Source organism: Paracoccus aminophilus JCM 7686 (assembly GCF_000444995.1).
GTDB lineage: Bacteria > Pseudomonadota > Alphaproteobacteria > Rhodobacterales > Rhodobacteraceae > Paracoccus > Paracoccus aminophilus.
In genome coordinates this window covers 339,451-357,568 of sequence record NC_022041.1, presented here as the reverse complement: position 1 = coordinate 357,568, position 18,118 = coordinate 339,451, and the positions used below count along the sequence as shown (strand labels likewise).

Below are 18,118 nucleotides of genomic sequence, written 5' to 3'. Positions count from 1 at the left end.
AAACGCGGATGTCCATTCACCGCGCCTGCCCAATTGATGTGAAAAGCCCCGCAATCACTTGCGGGGCTTTGTTTTGGCAGATGTGAGAAACGCCGCTTAGCTGCGCAGCGTGCCGCCGGTCGCTTTCGTGACCTTTTCGACGATCTTCGCGCCGACCGCCTCGATCTCGGCATCGGTCAGGGTCTTATCCTTGGGCTGAAGCCGCACGGTGATCGCGATCGACTTCTTGCCGCCTTCCATGCCGGTGAATTGGTCGAAGACCGAAACCTTCTCGATCAGCGCCTTATCGGCTCCGGCGGCGGCATTGACCAAGGTCAGCGCCTCGACCTGGCCATCGACGACAAAGGCGAAATCACGCTCGACCGCTTGCAGATCAGAGATCTCGAGCGCGGGCCGGGTCGGCGTCTTGACCTTGGGCAGCGGCACGTTCTGGAGGTTCACGGTGAAGGCCACCGCCGCCCCCTTGATGCCGAAGTGCTTGAGGATGCGCGGATGCACCTCGCCAAAGGTCGCGAGCTTGTTCGGCCCCAGAGCCATCACGCCCGAGCGACCGGGATGCCACCACGCGTCGAGCTTGCGGTTGACCTGCACCTTCTGCGGCGCGCCAACGGCGGACAGAACCGCCTCGGCATCGGCCTTGGCGTCGTAAAGATCGACCGGACGGCGCGAGCCGAAGGGATCGCGCGGCGAGGTCGCGCCGACCAGCAGACCCGCGATCTGCACCGCCTGCTCGCCCGGCTCGCCGCCAGAAAAGACCGGACCGCATTCGAAGAGCGCGAGATCGGCAATGCCGCGCGCCTGATTGCGCGCCGCAGCGGCCAGAAGGCCCGGCAGCAGATCGGGGCGCAGATGGGTCATTTCCGAGGAAATCGGATTCTCGACCCGCGTGGCCTCGGCGCCTCCGCCAAAGGCTTCGGCGGCTTTCTGGTCGATGAAGCTATAGGTCACGGCCTCGTTGTAGCCCAAAGCGGCGGCGGTGCGGCGCGCGGCTTTCTCGCGCACCTGCTGGATGGTCAGGACCGGCTTCGGCACGCCCGCTTGCGGACGCGGCAGAGGCTGGCCCTGCAGCTTGGTCAGGCTGGCGATGCGGGCGATTTCTTCGACCAAATCGGCCTCACCCTGCACATCGGGACGCCAGCTCGGCACCTGCGCGAGATCACCCTGCATGACAAAGCCAAGCGCGGTCAGGGTCGCGCGCTGGGTCTCGGCGCTGATCTCCATCCCGACGAGGCTTTTCGTGCGGTCGGTGTCGAGGCGATAGGCGCGCGTGGTATCCGGGACCGCCCCTGCCTCGACCAGTTCCGACGGCTCGCCGCCGCAAAGATCAAGCACCATCTGTGTCGCAAGCTCCAGCCCCGGCAGGGTGAAGGCCGGGTCCGCGCCGCGCTCAAAGCGGTAGCGCGCATCCGACGAAACCTTCAGCTTGCGGCCAGCCGCCGCCACCGTGATCGGGTCCCAATAGGCGCTTTCGAGGAAAACATTGACCGTTTCCTCGGTGCAGCCCGAGAGCTCGCCGCCCATGATGCCCGCAATGCTTTCCGGGCCTTTGTCATCGGCAATGACCATCGCGGTTTCGGGCAGTTGGTAGGTCTTGCCATCGAGCGCGAGAATCTCCTCGCCTGCCCGCGCCATGCGCACGGTCAGATCGCCCGCGACCTTATCCGCGTCAAAGACATGCAGCGGACGGTTCAGATCGAAAGTGAAATAGTTGGTGATATCGACCAGCGTCGAGATCGGACGCAGCCCGATCGCCTTCAGCCGCTTTTGCAGCCAATCCGGCGAAGGGCCGTTCTTGACGCCGCGGATCAAACGCCCGGCGAAATAGGGCGCGCCCTTGGCCGCATCCTCGGCAATGGTGACCCGGATCGGCGAGGCGAATTTGCCCGCGATCGCCGCCGTTTTCACCGGCTTCAACACGCCCAGACCCCGCGCCGCGAGATCGCGGGCAATGCCGTGGATACCAAGCGCATCGGGGCGGTTCGGGGTGATCTTGATCTCGACCACCGGGTCGACGGATTCGGGACGGTTCGCGGCCAGCCAGTCAACGAAACGCTCGCCAACCTCGCCCGAGGGCAGCTCGATGATGCCGTTATGCTCGTCCGAGAGTTCAAGCTCGCGCTCGGAGGCCATCATGCCATGGCTCTCAATGCCGCGGATCTTGCCCACGCCAAGCGTCGTGTCGATGCCCGGAACGTAATCGCCCGGTTTCGCCAGCACGACAGTGATGCCGGTCCGCGCATTCGGCGCGCCGCAGACGATCTGCTTCTCGCCCTCATCCGTCATCACGCGGCACACCCGCAGCCGGTCCGCATCGGGATGGGGCTGGGCGTCGAGGATCTTCGCGATGGTAAAGGGCGCAAGCTTGGCCGCGCTGTCGGTGACCTCTTCGACCTCAAGGCCAAGGTCGGTCAGCGCCTCGGTGATCTCATCGAGGGTGGCGGTCGTATCGAGATGCTCTTTGAGCCAGGAGAGGGTGAATTTCATGGGTCGGCTCCGTCAGGTTTGGACGGGTTTTAGCGGAAGGCGCGTGGGATTGGTAGGGTGTGGGTGGGGTCAATCCGCTTGCGTGGAAAGGCTGTTCATGGGAGCAAAAGCGTGAGACCCTTCTTGCACAAAAGCCCCCGAATGGACCACGGCACCGCCACCCAAGACTTTCTGGTCAATACCCTCGCCCCGGTCTTGGCCGGCGGCTTCATGTGGCTTTTATACCTCGCCCGAAACTGCACCCGCTGCCTTCTTGGTCTGGTCGCGGCATGGCTAGCGCTTCTGTGCGTGAGCATCGGCCTAGGCCCTCCCGCCGTCATCGTCATGGGAGTGGCAACGATGATCCTAGGGTCTGTCGCGTATTTCTGGCTGTACATGCCTCGGGGGTTGATAAAGAAACGCAGCAGCAGGCGGGAGGATGAGGATAGTGAAGGTTAGCCCCCATATCTCAAAGCCACGTCACGTCGTTAGATCGCATCTCAGCGCGGACCTTCGAGCGCCCACTTAAAGACCCCAATGCGGAAGGTCGCAAACCTGTTAGTTGCGAAAATACTCGCGCTTTAGCAGCGGCTGTAATTGACTGGTTCGCTGTTTCAACAAGGCTGCAGATTCCGCTGCCACCAGATCGGGCGCCCCGCAAACGATCTGCTTCTCGCCCTCATCGGGCGCGACCTTCAAAACCCGCAACCGGTCGGCGTCGAGGTGCAGCCCGGCCTCAAGCACCTTCGCAATGGTAAAGGGCTTCAGCTTGGCCGCGCTGTCGGTGACTTCTTCGACCTCAAGTCCAAGATCGGTCAGCGCCTTGGCGATCTCATCGAGGGTGGCGATCGTATCGAGATGCTCTTTGAACCAGGAGAGGGTGAATTTCCTGGGTCGACTCCGTCAGGTTTGGACGGGTTTTAGCGGAAGGTGCGTGGGATTGGTCGGGTGTGGGTGGGGTTCACCGTTCAAACCCGAAGTATCCAGTAAAGCGCGCACTTTACTGCAATTCAGAATATTCCGCCTTAACTAACGGCTGCAAATAATTTGTTAATTTCTGCAAAAGCGCGGCAAACTCCGACGCGACCGCATCCCCCCATATGCCCTGTCTGGAAATCGCTAGGTCAATTTCCTTCTCGAGATCAGGAGGTACTGCTTTACCTTTAGCTTCGGGACGCCGTCCAAGCAAAATATCAGTGGTAAACTCATCGTATCCAACCAGCCGCCCCGTAGCGACTCTTACCTTTGAAATCAGATCACTAAGGGCGCGAACAATGGCACCTTCGGTCGCGGATAGAGCGAGTTCACCCTCCGGCGAACGTATCACACGAATAATATAAAGATCTTCCTTAAGTTGCTGCAAAAGCGGTAACACCTCGTCGCGGTGTACCTTTAATCTGTAGACTGCAGTCAAATCGGGAGCCGTGCCTTCACGCGCAGCCACGTACTCCGGCACTAAGCTACGCGCTCGCTGAAGCGCGATCTCCAAGCGCAAAGTAAGTCGCAGCATACTTTCCGCCAAACTACCAAGCCTTGCGACGCGTAACTGCTCCGCTACAAGTCGCAAGCTAGTCCTTGCTGAACTAGCGCTATCTTCTGCGGCCCGCCCGGATTGCTTAGCTACAAACATCGATGCGATTGCGACGACTACCCCAATTGCAGCCGCTACCGCTGATCCGACAGCAGCGACGGTCGGAAGGTCTACCGCGGCCCCACTCACCTACTCAGACCACCGCTCACGCTCGGCACATCACCCGCAGCGAACCCATAGTGACGCAGCCAGCGCAGGTCGCTTTCGAAGAAGGCGCGCAGGTCCGGGATGCCGTATTTCAGCATCGCGATCCGGTCGATGCCCATGCCGAAGGCGAAGCCCTGCCATTGGTCGGGGTCGATCCCGCCCGCGCGCAGGACCTTCGGATGCATCATGCCCGAGCCAAGGATTTCGAGCCACGAATCGCCCTCGCCGATGGTCAGCTTGCCGCCTTCCCACGAGCAGCGGATATCGACCTCTGCCGAGGGCTCCGTGAAGGGGAAGTGGCTCGCGCGGAAGCGCAATTCGACGTTATCGACCTCGAAGAAGGCGCGGCAGAATTCTTCCAGCGTCCATTTCAGGTTCGCCATCGAGATGTCCTTACCAATCGCCATGCCCTCGATCTGGTGGAACATCGGCGTATGGGTCTGGTCCATATCCATGCGGTAGACGCGGCCCGGCGCGATCACGCGGACCGGCGCGCCCTGATCGAGCATCGCGCGGACCTGCACCGGCGAGGTATGGGTGCGCAAAACATGCGGCGGGCGGTCGTCGCCCTCGGCGCGGGCCATGAAGAACGTGTCGTGTTCCTGGCGCGCGGGATGCTCGGGCGGGATGTTCAATGCGTCAAAGTTGAACCAATCGCTTTCGACCTGCGGCCCTTCAGCCACGGAGAAGCCCATATCGGCGAAGATCTCGGTGACTTCTTCCATGACCTGCGACACCGGATGGATCGAGCCCTGACGGCGCGGGCGGCCCGGCAGGGTCACATCCAGCCATTCAGCGGCCAGACGCGCGTCGAGCGCGGCATTCTCCAGCCCCTCGCGGCGGGCGCGCAGGGCGGCGTCGATCTCGTCGCGCAGGCGGTTCAGGCTCGCGCCGGTGGTCTGGCGCTCTTCCGGGCTCATCTTGCCCAGTTCCTTCATCTTGCCGCTGATCTCGCCCTTCTTGCCAAGGGCGGCCAGACGGACCTCTTCCAGCGCAGGCGCGTCAGAGGCTTCCGCGATGCGGGTCAGATAGGTGGAGCGGAGGGCTTCGATGTCGGACATGGCGGCTTTCCTGAATTACCCGCGCGGAGTAGCACGCGCAGGCCCTCGGGAAAAGCCTTGGAAAAGCCTCAGAGCAATTCTTGCAGCCGCTCGACGGGACGGCAAAGCCGGACGCCCTTGGGTGCGGCGACAATCGGGCGCTCGACCAGAACGGGATGCGCGACCATCGCGGCGATGGTCGCCTCGTCATCGGCGCCGATCAAACCCAGCTCCTCGGCCGGGGTATTCTTGACCCGCAGCGCCTGCGCGGGCGTGACGCCTGCCGCGGCGAAGAGCCCCCAGAGCTCGCCCCGTGTCCAGCCGTCTTTCAGGTAGTCGATGACGACGGGCGCGTGCCCGGCTTCGCGGATCTGGTCCAAAACCTTGCGCGAGGTCGAGCATTTCGGATTGTGGTAAATGACGAACATGAGGGCCTCCCTTTGCCCCGTGATAGCGCGGCGCCGCCCCAAGGGCCAGCGCGGGCCTATTGGGGGTCTAGCGCGGGATCGCCCGCAGCCAGACCCCGCCTTCTGGGCGCAGGGTCAGGATCATGCGCGGCGTGGGCACGCGGGCGGTGGTCTCGAAGCGGAACCGCGCGAGCAAGCTCGCGAGGATGATCACCGCCTCTTGCATGGCAAATCCCGCACCGATGCAGATGCGCGGCCCCGCGCCGAAGGGCAGGAAGGCGAAGCGGTCGCGGGTGACGCCGGGCGCGAACCGTTCAGGGTCGAAACGGTCGGGCTCCTCCCACAGCAGATGGTGGCGATGGAGCGCATAGATCGGCAGCATGACCGTATCGCCGGGGCGGATCTCGCGCCCGCCGAGCTCATCCGCCGCCAAAGCCGTGCGCGACAGAAAGGCGGCGGGCGGATAAAGCCGCAGCGCCTCTTCGACGATCTGGCGCAGATAGGGCAGCGCGGGCAGATCCGCGGCCCCGGCGATGCGATCACCCAGCGCCGCGCGGGCCTCGGCGCTCGCGCGCTCTTGCACCTCGGGGGCGAAGGCGCAGAGATAGAGCGCCCAGGCGAGCGTCAGCGCGGTCGTCTCATGGCCCGCGACGATGAAGGTCAAGAGGTTGTCGCGCAGCTCTGGCGTGGTCATGCGCCGCCCGGTTTCGGGGTCCTCCCCCGCTTGCAAGAGATCAAGGAGATCGGGCACCGGCTGCGCGCCCTGCCGCTTGCGCTCGTCGATCACATGATCGGCGGTGCGCTTGAGTCGACGCAACTCGCGCCCGGCGACCAGCCGACCGGGACGCGGCACCCAGGACGGCAGGCCGAGAATGTCGAGCAGCGAGATCCGCGCGGTTCCCGCAATATAGCTGTCGATGGCGGTATGAACCGCGTCGCGATCAAAGCCCTCGCCGCCCGAAAAGGTCACATCGGAAATCACATCGAAGGTCGCGGCCACCATCTCGGCGAAGACATCGACCTCGCCTTGCGCCGCCGCGATCCGGCGCAGCGAGGCCGCCGCCGCCGCCGTCATCACCGGCGCCATCGCCTCGACATGGCGCTGCGCGAAAGCGGGCGCCGCCGCGAGCCGCTGCCAGCGCCAGTGCGCGCCCTCGGCCACGAACATCGATTGGCCGACGGCGGGGCCAAGGATCAGCTTGGTGACCAGCGATTTCGGATAATCCGCAACCCGGTCCTTGAGGACGCGGCGCAGCGCCTCGGGGTCCATGACCATGTGCCAGCGCTTACCGGTCCGGCCCGAGACCATGGGCTGGCGATAGGCGATCTCGGGGATCAGTTCGAGCACATTGCGCCGCGCCGTCAGCGCCGAGCCGATGACCCCCAAGGGCTTCGTATGGGCGGGCACGCGCGGCGGCAACAGGGCGGGATCTGACAACATGAGACCCAGCCTGCCGAAGCCGCGCGCCGCTGGCAAGGGTGTCGGTGCCGCAGCCTACGCGCGCGACCTGCCGCTCTCCGCCGATCGCGGGAAACTTTGCCGCCCCGCCCTCGTTATCCTCGACGACGGCCCCGACCTCGGCCTCTGCCGAGCGATCCGGGAAACCCGTCCCGTGCGGAGATCACCCATGAAGGCTTTGTCCACCGCCTATTTGCATACCGTCGATCCGATTGCCCTGCGGCCGACACAAATGACCGTCGGCATGAAGGAGGTCCAGCGCAAACGCCATGACTGGCGCGAGGACTCGCAGTCGAAAGAGGTCAATTTCCTTGGCCATCACCTGCTGCCCTGCGTGCTCGGCCCGAAGAAACGCTATCACCTGATCGACAACCACCATCTGGCGCTGGCGCTGCATCTCGAAGGGGTCACGGCGGTTCTGGTCAATGTCGTCGCCGATCTTTCCGGCATGGAGAAGGACGAGTTCTTCACCCATCTCGACAACCGCAACTGGCTGCATCCCTATGACGCCGAGGGGCTGCGTCACCCCCACCGCGATCTGCCGAAAACCGTCTCGGGCATGGCCGATGATCCCTATCGCTCGCTCTCGGGCGCGCTGCGCCGGGCTGGCGGTTATGCCAAGGTCGAGACGCCCTTCACCGAATTTCTCTGGGCCGATTACATGCGCCGTCGGATCGACCCAGAAACGGTCGCCAAGGATGACGCCAAGGCGCTGCAAAAGGCGCTGGCTCTGGCGAAAAGCACGACATCGCAATTCCTGCCGGGTTGGGCCGGGGTGTCCGAGAGCTGAGGCGCGGTCAACCGCCCCAATCGGGCCCGAAAACGAAAAAACCCGCGCCGAAGCGCGGGCTTTCCGAAGTCTGAACCGAAACCTGAAATCAGGCGGCGGCTTTGGCTTTTTCGACGATCGCGTTGAACGCATCGGGCTCGTGCACGGCCAGATCGGCGAGGACTTTGCGGTCCACTTCGATCCCAGCTTTCGCCAGAGCTGCGATGAAGCGCGAATAGGTCAGCGCCGGGTCGATCGCACGGACAGCCGCGTTGATGCGCTGGATCCACAGGGCGCGGAAGTTGCGCTTGCGGGCCTTACGGTCGCGGGTCGCGTACTGGTTCGCCTTGTCGACGGCTTGGGTCGCGGTGCGGAAGTTGCGCGAACGGTTGCCGTAATAGCCTTTTGCCGCGTCAAGAACCTTCTTGTGGCGGGCGTGGGTGACTTTACCCGATTTAACTCGTGCCATGTCTGGTTCTCCTTAGCGGTTGTAAGGCATGTATTTCTTGACGATCTTCGCGTCCGCGTCGGACAGGATCATGGTCCCGGTCACATCGCGGATGAATTTCGTCGAGCGTTTGATCATGCCGTGGCGCTTGCCGGCCGGGCCAGCTTTGACTTTGCCCGAGGCCGTGAAAGAGAACCGCTTTTTGGCGGCCGCTTTGGTCTTCATCTTCGGCATTTTACTCTCCTTGCGGTCAGAGTGAACGCGCGACTCGGCAATGCCAATTGGCCGGACGCACGGGTGGAACGCAGCCTTTAGGAGAGGACTGCGCAAAAGGCAAGCCTTTACTGCGATGCAGCGGGCGCCTCAGTCGAGGGGGTTGCGGGCGCGGCATCTGCCCCGGTGCTCGCCGGATCGGACGCCCCACCTTCGGCCGGGGCCTCCGGCATGCGCAGCGAGATTTCGCCTGCAAAGAGACGCTTCCACGCGCCGACCATATTGGCCGGGTTCATCGCCTTGGCATCCATCTTGGCGCCGATCAGCAGGACGATAATCCCAAGCATCAGCAGGATCGCCGCCCCGCGTGGGGCGCGCGTCTGCGACACCGCCACGATGGCCGCGACGATCGAAAGCACGCACAAAGCCGAACCGGCAATCAGCATCAGGTCGATCATGGACTGTCCCTTGCAGCTATCTGTTCTGCGCCGCCCTTATTCCGGATCGGTGCGATAGATCAAGCGTTCGTCGCAGGGCGCCACGCGCAGGATGTTCGTGGTGCCCGAGGTCTTGAAGGGCACACCGGCGACCACGATGATGTTCTGCGTCTCATTGGCAAAGCCGAATTCGCGCGCGGCTTTCGCGGCATTGACCACGGCTTGCTTGAAGCGCTCGAGCTCGGGCGTGCGCACGCAATGCGCGCCCCAGGTCAGGCAGAGGCGACGCAGGGTGGTCTCCTCCGAGCACATGGCGATGATCGGCACGCGAGGACGTTCGCGCGCGGTCAGGCTGACGGTGGTGCCCGATTGGGTGAAGGCGCAGATCGCGACGACATCGGTCGTTTCGGCGACTTCGCGAGCGGCGCCGACGATCGCATCGGCCACGGTTTCGCGGCTGACGCTGCGCGAGCTTTCGATGACCTCGCGATAGGTCGGGTCGCTTTCGACCGAGCGGGCGACGCTGTCCATGGTCTGAACCGCCTCGACCGGCCAGCTGCCGGCGGCGCTTTCGGCCGAGAGCATGACCGCATCCGCGCCCTCATAGATCGCGGTGGCGACATCCGAGACCTCGGCGCGCGTCGGCATCGGGCTGTCGATCATCGATTCGAGCATCTGGGTCGCGACGATCACCGGCTTTGCCGCCGAGCGGCAGGCGCGCACCAGTCGTTTCTGGATCGGCGGCACCGAATGGACCGGCAGCTCGACGCCGAGATCGCCGCGCGCCACCATGATCCCGTCCGAGACCTTGAGGATTTCGGCAAAAGAGCGAACCGCCGCAGGTTTCTCGATCTTCGAGAGGATCGCGGCGCGACCCTTGGCCAGATTGCGGGCCTCGATCACATCCTCGGCGCGCTGCACGAAGGAAAGCGCCAGCCATTCGACGCCCAGCTCGCAGGCGAATTCCAGATCGCCGCGGTCTTTCTCGGACAAAGCGGCCAAAGGCAGGATCACATCGGGCACGTTCACGCCCTTGCGGTTCGAAATCGTGCCGCCCACCGTCACGGTGCAATCGGCGAAATCGGGGCCGCAGGTCTCGACGCGCAGGCGGATCTTGCCGTCATTGACCAGAAGCGTCGCGCCCGGTTCGAGGGCTGCGAAAATCTCGGGATGGGGCAGCTGGACGCGGGCGGCGCTGCCCTGCGCGTCATCGAGATCGACGCGGAACGAATCGCCCTCTTTCAGCTCATGCGCGCCATCGGCAAAGACGCCGACGCGCAGCTTCGGGCCCTGAAGGTCGGCGAGAACCGCGATCGGGCGGCCGGTCTCGACCTCGATCTGGCGGATGATGTCATAGCGCGCCTTCTGCTCGGCATGGGTGCCGTGGCTCATGTTCAGGCGGAACACATCGGCGCCCGCTTCAAAGAGCGCCTTGATCGTCGCATGGTCGCTCGATGCAGGCCCAAGGGTTGCTACAATCTTGACCTTGCGATGACGTCTCATCCCGTTCTTCCTTCTCATGTTTGCGCTATCGTGCGTGTTATCTATGGCCGATTGCTTGCGCTGCGGCAACTGGCAGATCCATATTGCTCGCAGCTAACTTGCACCGGAAAGCGCGACCGGAAAATGACAGAACTGCCTTATCAGACCTATGGCGAGGGGCGCCCCTCGCGCTGGCTCGTGACCTGCGACCATGCCACCAACCGCGTGCCCGACTGGGTGGGCGGCGGCGATCTGGGCATCGCCCCCGAGGATATGGCCCGCCATATCGCCTATGACGTGGGCGCGGCGGAGCTGACCCGCGCCCTGGCCGAGCGGCTCGACGCGCCCGCGCTTTTGTCGGATTTCTCGCGGCTCGTGATCGACCCGAACCGGGGCGAGGACGATCCGACGCTGCTCATGCGCATCTATGACGGCACGGTCATTCCGGCCAATCGCGCGCTCGACACCGCAGGCCGGGCCGAGCGGATCGCGCGGCTTTACCGCCCCTATCACGACGCCTATGCGGCGCTGGCAGGCGCGCGCCCCGACCGGGCGATCTGCGCGATCCACAGCTTCACGCCGCAGCTCAAGGGCCGCCCGCCGCGCCCCTGGCAGGTCGGCGTCCTTTACTCGCATCGTGACGAGCGTCTGGGCCAGCCGCTGATCCAGATCTGCCGCGACAGGGGCTGGGTCACGGGCGACAATGAGCCCTATTCCGGCCATCTCGAAGGCGATTCCATCGACCAGCACGCGCTGGCCCATGGCCGCCCGAATGTGCTGATCGAGATCCGCAACGATCTGATCCGCGACGCCGCCGGACAGGCGGAATGGGCCGAGAGGCTGGCGGAGGTGCTGCAAGATCTGCTAGAGATACAGGGTCTTTAGCGGAAACCCCTTCCGCCGGAGCGACGGATTCCGCCCCTTCCGGGGCTCTGCGCGCCCTCGCGCCTCTGTCATCCGGACGAGCCAATGATGGCATAGATTTCAGGATTGCACCCACCCCGGTTCCGGGGTCGGGTTCGCGATGACCAAAGGACTGAACCCATGAGAACCGAGCAGGCCGTCCTGCGCATTTCGATCGTGATGACCTTCCTGCTGGCGGCCTTTGGCGTGCTTTACGGGCTCTTCATCGGATCGGGCTCGATCATCTTCGACGGCATTTATTCGCTGATGGATGCCAGCATGACGCTGGTCGCGCTGCTGGTGTCAAAGCTCATCACCGCCTCGCTTGGCGAGAACACCCGCGCCAAGCTGGTCAAACATTTCACCATGGGCTTTTGGCATCTCGAACCGATGGTTCTGGCGCTGAGCGGCGTTCTTCTGATGGGCACCGCGCTGACCGCCTTCATCGGCGCGGTCGGCAGCCTTTTGCACAATGGCCACGAGGTCGAATTCGGCCGCGCCATGATCTTTGCGGTGATCCAGCTTGCCGTTGCGGTGACGATGATCGTCTTCACCCGTCGCGCCAATCGCCAGATCGGCTCGAACTTCATCGAGCTCGATTCCAAGGCCTGGATGATCTCGGCGGCGCTGACCGGCGCGTTGCTCATCGCCTTTATCTTCGGCTGGGCGATCCGCGGCACGAGCTACGACTGGATGACGCCCTATGTCGACCCCGCCGTGCTGGCGGTGGTCTGTCTCTTCGTGATCCCGATGCCGATCTCGACCGTGGTGCAGGCTTTGTCCGACATCTTGCTGGTGACGCCCGCCGATATGAAAAACCACGTCGATGAGGTCGCCGCCCGGATCGTCTCGCGCTACGGCTTTCTGACCTACCGCGCCTATGTCGCCCGCGTCGGGCGCGGCAAGCAGATCGAGCTTTACTTCATCGTCCCACAAGGCGAGCCGCCGCGCCGTCTTGAGGAATGGGACCGCATCCGCGACGACATCGGCCATGAGATCGGCGATGAAGGCCCCGACCGCTGGCTGACGATCGCCTTCACGACCGACCTCGACTGGGCCGAATAGACGGGCCGTCGGGCGAGATCCGCCAACAGGAAAGGGCCGGGAAATCCCGGCCCTTTTTGCTGCTCGTGTTTGTTGCCTGTGCCTTGTTGCCTGTGCGGGCGTGCGTGGCCTTAGCCGGCCTTGGCGGCCTTGCGCGCCGCCTGTTTGACCGCGCTGCGCACGCCCGACCAGATGCTGGCACGGATCATCAAAAGCTCGACCAGCGCGAGCACGCCAAAGACGGCGATGATGAGCATTTGATCCTGACCGCCGAATTCGCGGGCAAGCTGCTGGACCTCGCCCGCAGCCGAGGCGATGAGATAGAGGAAACCGCCCTGAAGCACGAAAGTCGCGATGCTCAAAACAAGGGCCAGCCCCCATTTCCGCGCGCTCGACGGGGCGGCCTGCTCGCGGTTGAACCAGAAAGTGCCGGTGGTCATCGCCGAGACCGCGATCAGGATGAAGCCCATCGCATTGTTGTTCGGGAAGGGAGTCTTCAGGACATCCTCGATCACATAGATCAGAATGTAGAGCAGGATGATCCCGCCGATCAGCGCGCCCAGATAGACGGCCAGAAGCAGCGGAACAGACGCCGGACGGGGCGCAGATTTGAACGCCATGGGGACCTCGCAAAACGTGAAACTGAACTTTGCGTCAAAAGCTCACAAAGCCGCGAGGAAGCCAAGACCAATCAGGCAAATTCGCGGCGAAATCCGATGATTTGCTGCGCTCAGAAGAAGCTTTGCGGGTCGATATCAACCGAGAGGCGTAAATTCGACGGCGGCTTCGGCAATCGCGCGAGCCAATCCGAGATCGCCGTCTGCAAAGGCGCCTGACGCGGCGCCTTGATCAGCATCCGCACGCGGTGACGGCCCCGCACCCGTGCAATCGGCGCAGGTGCCGGGCCAAAGACCTCGGCCCCGACCTGACGCAGAGGCTCGATCCGGCGGGCCATGTCGCGGGCATAGGCCTCGACCACCCCCGCATCGGGATGGGACAGAATGATCCCCGCGAGCCGCCCGAACGGCGGCATCCCTGCCCCGCGACGCGCGGCGGCCTCGGCGTCCCAGAAATCCTCATCCTCTCCCGACAGAATCGCGCGGATCACCGGATGGCCGGGCTGGTGGGTCTGCAAAAGCGCCACCCCCGCCGCATCGCCGCCCTCCCGCCCAGCGCGCCCCGCGACCTGACGCATCAGCTGGAAACTGCGCTCTGCCGCGCGCATATCGGCGCCTTGCAGGCCCAGATCCGCGTCGATCACGCCGACCAGGGTCAGGCGCGGGAAGTTATGGCCTTTGGCGACGATCTGCGTGCCGATGATGATATCGGTCGCGCCGCTCGAGATCTCGGCAATCGCCTCTTTCAGCGCCCGCGCCGAGTTGAAGAGATCCGACGAGAGAACCGCCATCCGCGCCTCGGGGAAGCGTTCCTGGACCTCTTCGGCCAGCCGCTCGACCCCCGGCCCGACCGCGGCCAACTTGCCCTCGACCCCGCACGACGGGCAGGCCTGCGGGATCGGTTTGGTCTCGCCGCATTGGTGGCAGACAAGGCGGTTCTGAAAACGGTGCTCGACCATGCGCGCGTCGCAGTGATCGCAGCCGATCTGCTGGCCGCAGGCGCGGCAGACCGTGACCGGCGCATAGCCGCGACGGTTGAGAAACAGAAGCGACTGCTCGCCCTTCTCCAGCCGCGCGGTCACCGCTTTGGCCAAGGTCGGCGAGATCCAGCGCCCCGAGGGCAGCTCTTCGGCGCGCAGATCGACCGCGGCCATATCGGGCAGCTCGGCCCCGCCATAGCGCGAGCGCAGGTCGATCCGCGCATATTTGCCGCTTTGCGCATTCACCCAAGTTTCCAGTGAGGGCGTGGCCGAGGCCAGCACCACCTGCGCCTTGGCGATCGAGGCGCGCAGCACCGCCATATCGCGCGCGCTGTAAAACACCCCGTCTTCCTGCTTGTAGGAATTGTCATGCTCTTCATCGATGACGATCAGGCCAAGATCGCGGAAGGGCAAAAACAGCGCCGAGCGCGCGCCGACGACAAGCTGGACATCGCCGCGCCCGGCCATCTGCCACAGGCGTCGGCGCTCGCCCCGGGTGATCCCGGAATGCCACTCTCCGGGGCGCGCGCCAAAGCGGCGATCCACCCGGTCGAGGAATTCGGACGAGAGCGCGATTTCGGGCAAAAGCACCAAGGCCTGACGCCCCTGCCGCAGACATTCGGCAACGGCCTCCAGATAGACCTCGGTTTTCCCCGAGCCGGTGACGCCGCGCAGCATGGTCGTGCCGTAGCTCTTGGCACGCAAGGCGGCGCGCAACTCCTCGGCGGCGCTCGCCTGATCGGGGGCGAGCGGCTTGCCCGGAAGCTCGGGATCAAGATGGGGATAGGGCAGATCGCGCGGCGCGAGCGTTTCGACCAAAGCGCCCTGCTCGATCAGCCCCTTGACCACGCCAGCCGAGACCCCGGCGAGCTGCGCGAGTTCCGAGGGCGCAAAACCCGCGCCGCCGTGATCCTCGATCACCCGCAGGACCGAGGTCCGCGCTTCGGTCATCCGCTCGGGCGTGACTTTGCCGCGATAAAGGATCTTTCGCGCGCCCGGCGGCTGGTCGATGTCAGGCGCCCGCGTCGCCATGCGCAGCATCATCGGCATGGGCGTCAGCGTGTATTCGGCCATACGGCCCAGAAATTCCATCATCTCGAGGCTCAAGGGCTCGGCCTCGACCAGCCTTTGGACGGGACGCAGCTTGGCCGCATCGAAACCGCCCAACCCCGGCCCCCAAACCGCGCCCATCACCCGACGCGGCCCCAAGGGCACGATGACCAACTGCCCGACCCGAACGCCCCCTTCAGGTGCCAGATAATCGAGCATCCCCACCGGCTCTTGAGTCAGCACCGCAATGCGGCTGCCATGCGGGAAATATGTCTGGATTGCCTCGGGCATATGGGTCTGTCAGGCCTGCAAGCGGCACATGGGAGAATTCCTTTTCGATAGGCCCGTGATGCGGCCTTATAGAAAGCACGCGCTCTCTCGGCAAACGCCTCGCCCCGACGGCCTGATGTGGCGCCGGTGCTGCTGCCCTTCAAGCACTCAATAGCTGGGAATGCCCAGATAGCTCGCCAAGGCCAAGGCCGGCCAGCCGGCCGAAGCCAGAGGAACGCCCACCAGGAACGAGAAAAGATCGCTGACGCTATAGATAGCGGGTGAGGCTACGGCTTCCATTTCTCGCTTTTCCCATTCATGCTGTGAAGGTCCAGACCGACCGCCGCGATCCTGCCACGTCCGCCCCTCCGGCGGCAAGCCGCGCGCCTTCCCCTTTCCGCGCGCGCCATTCTGCGCTAAACCCGCGCGTGAGTTTTTTGCACAAGGGCCTCCCCCATGAAATTCTTTGTCGATACCGCAGACGTCGACGCGATCCGCGAACTCAACGATCTGGGCATGGTGGATGGCGTCACCACCAACCCCTCGCTGATCCTGAAATCCGGCCGCAATATCGAGGAAGTCACCCGCGAGATCTGTGGCATCGTCGCAGGTCCGGTCAGCGCCGAAGTCGTCGCCAATGACGCCGAGGGCATGATCCGCGAAGGGCGCCACCTCGCCAAGATCGCCGACAACATCACCATCAAGGTGCCGCTGACCTGGGACGGCCTGAAAGCCTGCAAAGTGCTCTCGGACGAAGGCCACAAGCTGAACGTCACGCTGTGCTTCTCGGCAGCGCAGGCGATTCTGGCCGCGAAAGCTGGCGCGACCTTCATCAGCCCCTTCATTGGCCGTCTGGACGACATCAACCTCGACGGGATGGAGCTGATCGCCCAGATCCGCGAGATCTATGACAACTACGACTTCAAGACGGAAATCCTCGCCGCCTCGATCCGTTCGGTGAACCACATCACCGACGCGGCCCGCATCGGCGCCGATGTCATCACCGCTCCGCCCGCCGTCATCAAATCCATGGTCAGCCACGTGTTGACCGACAAGGGTCTGGCGCAGTTCAACGCCGACTGGGCGAAAACCGGCCAGAAGATCGTCTGATGACCGAGAGCGAGAGCAGCGCCGCCCCGACCGAAAGCAAGGACCTGCTGGCCGGGGAGATCCGGCAATATCTGCTCTCGCATCCCGAGCTGATCCTCGGGGATCGCGATGTGATGCGCGCGCTGGTCGATGCGCGCGAAGCGGATTTCGGCGCCAATGTCATCGATATCCGCGGCCGCGCGATGCAGGCGCTGGAAGAGCGCCTCGACCGCTTGGAAACCGCCCATGAGACGGTGATCTCGAATGCCTACGAGAACCAGTCGGGCATGAATATGATCCACCGGGCCGTGCTTGCGCTGCTCGAACCGGTGGATTTCCAATCCTTCCTCGAAAATCTCAATCTCGCGGTTGCGCCGATCCTGCGCATCGAGACCTTGCGGCTGATTTTCGAGACCGGCGCCGAGGGCTCGCAGCCCAAGGGCATCGACGGCGCGCTCGACATTGTGGCGCCCGGCACGATCGCGGCGCTGATCCACGGCGGGCGCCGGGCACCGCGCGGCGACAATATCGTGCTGCGCGATGCCGTGGCCGAGACGCAGCCGCTGCACGGCCCGACCCATGCCCCGATCCTGACCGAGGCGCTTTTGCCGATCGATCTCGGCCCCGGCCGTTGGCCCGCGCTTTTGCTGATGGGCTCGACCGAGGCGGGCCGCTTCGCGCCGAGCCATGGCACCGATCTCTTGCGCTTCTTCTCGCAGGTCTTCCGGCTGGTCCTGCTCGACTGGCTCAGCGAATGAGCGCGCTGTGACTTTCGGGCCAGAGCTCGCGCTGGCCCCGGCCATGTCCGAGGCGCTCAAGCGCTGGCTCGACAGCGAGCGCTCGACCCGCGACCGCTCGGACCATACGATCACCGCCTATCAGGGCGACCTTCTGGCCTTTCTCGCCTTCATCGGCCAGCATCGCGGAGAACCGGCGCTGCCGGGCAATCTCGCCGATCTCGACCAGACCGATATGCGCGCCTTTGCCGCCAGCGAACGCGCGCGCGGCTTTGGCGCCCGCTCGCTCGCGCGCAGGCTCTCGGCGGTGCGCAGCTTCATCCGCTGGCTCTCGGACCGCGAAGGCTTCGAGGCCTCGAAAGTCCTGAATTCGCGCGGGCCACGCTACACCCGCTCGCTGCCGCGCCCACTCGCGCCCGCACAGGCGCGCAACCTGCTCGATATGGCGGCGGAAGGCCATGAGACGCCTTGGGTCGCGGCGCGCGATCTTGCAGTGCTGACGCTGCTTTATGGCTCGGGCCTGCGCATCTCCGAGGCACTGAACCTCAATGGCCGCGACTGGCCCTTCCCAGAGGCACTGCTGATCCGCGGCAAGGGCGGGCGCGAGCGTCAGGTCCCGGTCCTGCCGGTCGCCCGCCGCGCGATCGAGGACTACCTCGCCCTTTGCCCTTGGCCGCGTCTTGCGGATGAGGCGCTGTTTCGCGGCGTGCGCGGCGGCCGCGTCGGCGCCAATATCATCGCAAGCGCCATGCGGCTGGCGCGGGAACGTCTGGGCCTGCCCCAGACCGCGACGCCCCATGCGCTGCGCCACTCCTTCGCAACCCATCTGCTGGCAGCGGGCGGCGATCTGCGCACGATCCAAGAGCTGCTCGGCCACGCCAGCCTCTCGACCACGCAGGTCTATACCGGGGTCGATGACGCGCATCTGCTGGCGGTCTACCGCGCCGCCCATCCCCGCGCCTGAGCCCGACC

Annotated in this window: 18 protein-coding genes and 1 pseudogene; 6 read left to right on the top strand and 13 right to left on the bottom strand. The window is 64.6% G+C overall.

Annotation, left to right across the window (positions count from 1 at the left end):
* Positions 1–96 precede the first annotated feature (96 nt).
* The 6 genes and pseudogenes from pheT to JCM7686_RS01800 form a co-directional block, all read right to left on the bottom strand.
* Entirely contained in the window at positions 97–2,484 is a 2,388-nt protein-coding gene (gene pheT / locus JCM7686_RS01830; protein ID WP_020949162.1) for a phenylalanine--tRNA ligase subunit beta, read from the bottom strand.
* 591 nt (positions 2,485–3,075) lie between these two features.
* A pseudogene (locus tag JCM7686_RS23795) lies at positions 3,076–3,312 on the bottom strand (hypothetical protein); the annotation flags it as partial.
* Between the two features lie 151 nt (positions 3,313–3,463).
* Positions 3,464–3,973, bottom strand: a complete 510-nt coding sequence (locus tag JCM7686_RS01815; RefSeq protein ID WP_041527061.1) for a hypothetical protein — start codon at positions 3,971–3,973, stop codon at positions 3,464–3,466.
* Between the two features lie 206 nt (positions 3,974–4,179).
* Complete coding sequence (gene pheS / locus JCM7686_RS01810; RefSeq protein WP_020949160.1) at positions 4,180–5,262, bottom strand: phenylalanine--tRNA ligase subunit alpha; 1,083 nt, start codon at positions 5,260–5,262, stop codon at positions 4,180–4,182.
* A 68-nt stretch (positions 5,263–5,330) separates the two neighbouring features.
* The gene (locus tag JCM7686_RS01805; RefSeq protein ID WP_020949159.1) at positions 5,331–5,669 is read right to left on the bottom strand and encodes an arsenate reductase family protein; all 339 of its coding nucleotides are present in this window, start codon (positions 5,667–5,669) and stop codon (positions 5,331–5,333) included.
* A gap of 67 nt (positions 5,670–5,736) precedes the next feature.
* Positions 5,737–7,089 carry a cytochrome P450 gene (locus JCM7686_RS01800; RefSeq protein ID WP_020949157.1) on the bottom strand — a complete coding sequence of 451 codons (1,353 nt, stop codon included), beginning with the start codon at positions 7,087–7,089 and terminating at the stop codon, positions 5,737–5,739.
* Between the two features lie 187 nt (positions 7,090–7,276).
* On the opposite strand from JCM7686_RS01800, the gene JCM7686_RS01795 reads away from it, so the two are divergent.
* On the top strand, positions 7,277–7,897 hold the full coding sequence (locus JCM7686_RS01795) for a ParB-like protein (RefSeq protein ID WP_041527060.1): 621 nt from the start codon (positions 7,277–7,279) through the stop codon (positions 7,895–7,897).
* 88 nt (positions 7,898–7,985) lie between these two features.
* Here the strand turns inward: JCM7686_RS01795 and rplT are convergent, their stop codons facing one another.
* The 4 genes from rplT to pyk all read right to left on the bottom strand — a co-directional run bounded on the left by rplT (position 7,986) and on the right by pyk (position 10,477).
* Entirely contained in the window at positions 7,986–8,345 is a 360-nt protein-coding gene (gene rplT / locus JCM7686_RS01790) for a 50S ribosomal protein L20 (RefSeq protein WP_020949156.1), read from the bottom strand.
* 12 nt (positions 8,346–8,357) lie between these two features.
* On the bottom strand, positions 8,358–8,558 hold the full coding sequence (gene rpmI, locus JCM7686_RS01785; RefSeq protein WP_020949155.1) for a 50S ribosomal protein L35: 201 nt from the start codon (positions 8,556–8,558) through the stop codon (positions 8,358–8,360).
* Positions 8,559–8,665: 107 nt separating this feature from the next.
* Positions 8,666–8,995, bottom strand: coding sequence for a hypothetical protein (locus tag JCM7686_RS01780; RefSeq protein ID WP_020949154.1), 330 nt, complete (start codon positions 8,993–8,995; stop codon positions 8,666–8,668).
* Positions 8,996–9,031: 36 nt separating this feature from the next.
* Complete coding sequence (gene pyk / locus JCM7686_RS01775; RefSeq protein ID WP_020949153.1) at positions 9,032–10,477, bottom strand: pyruvate kinase; 1,446 nt, start codon at positions 10,475–10,477, stop codon at positions 9,032–9,034.
* 123 nt (positions 10,478–10,600) lie between these two features.
* Between pyk and JCM7686_RS01770 the strand changes: the two genes are divergently transcribed.
* Positions 10,601–11,341, top strand: a complete 741-nt coding sequence (locus tag JCM7686_RS01770; RefSeq protein ID WP_020949152.1) for an N-formylglutamate amidohydrolase — start codon at positions 10,601–10,603, stop codon at positions 11,339–11,341.
* A gap of 159 nt (positions 11,342–11,500) precedes the next feature.
* On the top strand, positions 11,501–12,424 hold the full coding sequence (locus tag JCM7686_RS01765; protein WP_020949151.1) for a cation diffusion facilitator family transporter: 924 nt from the start codon (positions 11,501–11,503) through the stop codon (positions 12,422–12,424).
* Between the two features lie 110 nt (positions 12,425–12,534).
* On the opposite strand, the gene JCM7686_RS01760 is transcribed toward JCM7686_RS01765, so the two are convergent.
* The 3 genes from JCM7686_RS01760 to JCM7686_RS25005 form a co-directional block, all read right to left on the bottom strand.
* Positions 12,535–13,023: an ABZJ_00895 family protein gene (locus JCM7686_RS01760; protein ID WP_020949150.1), complete on the bottom strand. Its 489-nt coding sequence runs from the start codon at positions 13,021–13,023 to the stop codon at positions 12,535–12,537.
* Positions 13,024–13,133: 110 nt separating this feature from the next.
* The gene (locus JCM7686_RS01755) at positions 13,134–15,341 is read right to left on the bottom strand and encodes a primosomal protein N' (RefSeq protein WP_020949149.1); all 2,208 of its coding nucleotides are present in this window, start codon (positions 15,339–15,341) and stop codon (positions 13,134–13,136) included.
* Between the two features lie 147 nt (positions 15,342–15,488).
* Complete coding sequence (locus tag JCM7686_RS25005; protein WP_268935163.1) at positions 15,489–15,620, bottom strand: hypothetical protein; 132 nt, start codon at positions 15,618–15,620, stop codon at positions 15,489–15,491.
* Positions 15,621–15,776: 156 nt separating this feature from the next.
* Between JCM7686_RS25005 and fsa the strand changes: the two genes are divergently transcribed.
* From fsa to JCM7686_RS01740, 3 genes are read left to right on the top strand one after another with little or no spacing between them, the layout of a single operon-like run.
* On the top strand, positions 15,777–16,430 hold the full coding sequence (gene fsa, locus JCM7686_RS01750) for a fructose-6-phosphate aldolase (protein ID WP_020949148.1): 654 nt from the start codon (positions 15,777–15,779) through the stop codon (positions 16,428–16,430).
* Positions 16,430–17,167, top strand: coding sequence for a DUF484 family protein (locus JCM7686_RS01745; RefSeq protein WP_020949147.1), 738 nt, complete (start codon positions 16,430–16,432; stop codon positions 17,165–17,167). Before fsa ends, JCM7686_RS01745 begins: the two co-directional genes overlap by 1 nt.
* A 7-nt stretch (positions 17,168–17,174) precedes the next feature.
* Positions 17,175–18,110, top strand: a complete 936-nt coding sequence (locus JCM7686_RS01740) for a tyrosine recombinase XerC (RefSeq protein ID WP_041527059.1) — start codon at positions 17,175–17,177, stop codon at positions 18,108–18,110.
* Positions 18,111–18,118: the final 8 nt, after the last annotated feature.

Bases quoted from the DNA above. Each gene is read 5' to 3' on its own strand.
- pheT (WP_020949162.1), bottom strand. From the start codon at position 2,484: ATGAAATTCACCCTCTCCTGGCTCAAAGAGCATCTCGATACGACCGCC.
- JCM7686_RS01815 (WP_041527061.1), bottom strand. From the start codon at position 3,973: ATGCTGCGACTTACTTTGCGCTTGGAGATCGCGCTTCAGCGAGCGCGT.
- pheS (WP_020949160.1), bottom strand. From the start codon at position 5,262: ATGTCCGACATCGAAGCCCTCCGCTCCACCTATCTGACCCGCATCGCG.
- JCM7686_RS01805 (WP_020949159.1), bottom strand. From the start codon at position 5,669: ATGTTCGTCATTTACCACAATCCGAAATGCTCGACCTCGCGCAAGGTT.
- JCM7686_RS01800 (WP_020949157.1), bottom strand. From the start codon at position 7,089: ATGTTGTCAGATCCCGCCCTGTTGCCGCCGCGCGTGCCCGCCCATACG.
- JCM7686_RS01795 (WP_041527060.1), top strand. From the start codon at position 7,277: ATGAAGGCTTTGTCCACCGCCTATTTGCATACCGTCGATCCGATTGCC.
- rplT (WP_020949156.1), bottom strand. From the start codon at position 8,345: ATGGCACGAGTTAAATCGGGTAAAGTCACCCACGCCCGCCACAAGAAG.
- rpmI (WP_020949155.1), bottom strand. From the start codon at position 8,558: ATGCCGAAGATGAAGACCAAAGCGGCCGCCAAAAAGCGGTTCTCTTTC.
- JCM7686_RS01780 (WP_020949154.1), bottom strand. From the start codon at position 8,995: ATGATCGACCTGATGCTGATTGCCGGTTCGGCTTTGTGCGTGCTTTCG.
- pyk (WP_020949153.1), bottom strand. From the start codon at position 10,477: ATGAGACGTCATCGCAAGGTCAAGATTGTAGCAACCCTTGGGCCTGCA.
- JCM7686_RS01770 (WP_020949152.1), top strand. From the start codon at position 10,601: ATGACAGAACTGCCTTATCAGACCTATGGCGAGGGGCGCCCCTCGCGC.
- JCM7686_RS01765 (WP_020949151.1), top strand. From the start codon at position 11,501: ATGAGAACCGAGCAGGCCGTCCTGCGCATTTCGATCGTGATGACCTTC.
- JCM7686_RS01760 (WP_020949150.1), bottom strand. From the start codon at position 13,023: ATGGCGTTCAAATCTGCGCCCCGTCCGGCGTCTGTTCCGCTGCTTCTG.
- JCM7686_RS01755 (WP_020949149.1), bottom strand. From the start codon at position 15,341: ATGCCCGAGGCAATCCAGACATATTTCCCGCATGGCAGCCGCATTGCG.
- JCM7686_RS25005 (WP_268935163.1), bottom strand. From the start codon at position 15,620: ATGGAAGCCGTAGCCTCACCCGCTATCTATAGCGTCAGCGATCTTTTC.
- fsa (WP_020949148.1), top strand. From the start codon at position 15,777: ATGAAATTCTTTGTCGATACCGCAGACGTCGACGCGATCCGCGAACTC.
- JCM7686_RS01745 (WP_020949147.1), top strand. From the start codon at position 16,430: ATGACCGAGAGCGAGAGCAGCGCCGCCCCGACCGAAAGCAAGGACCTG.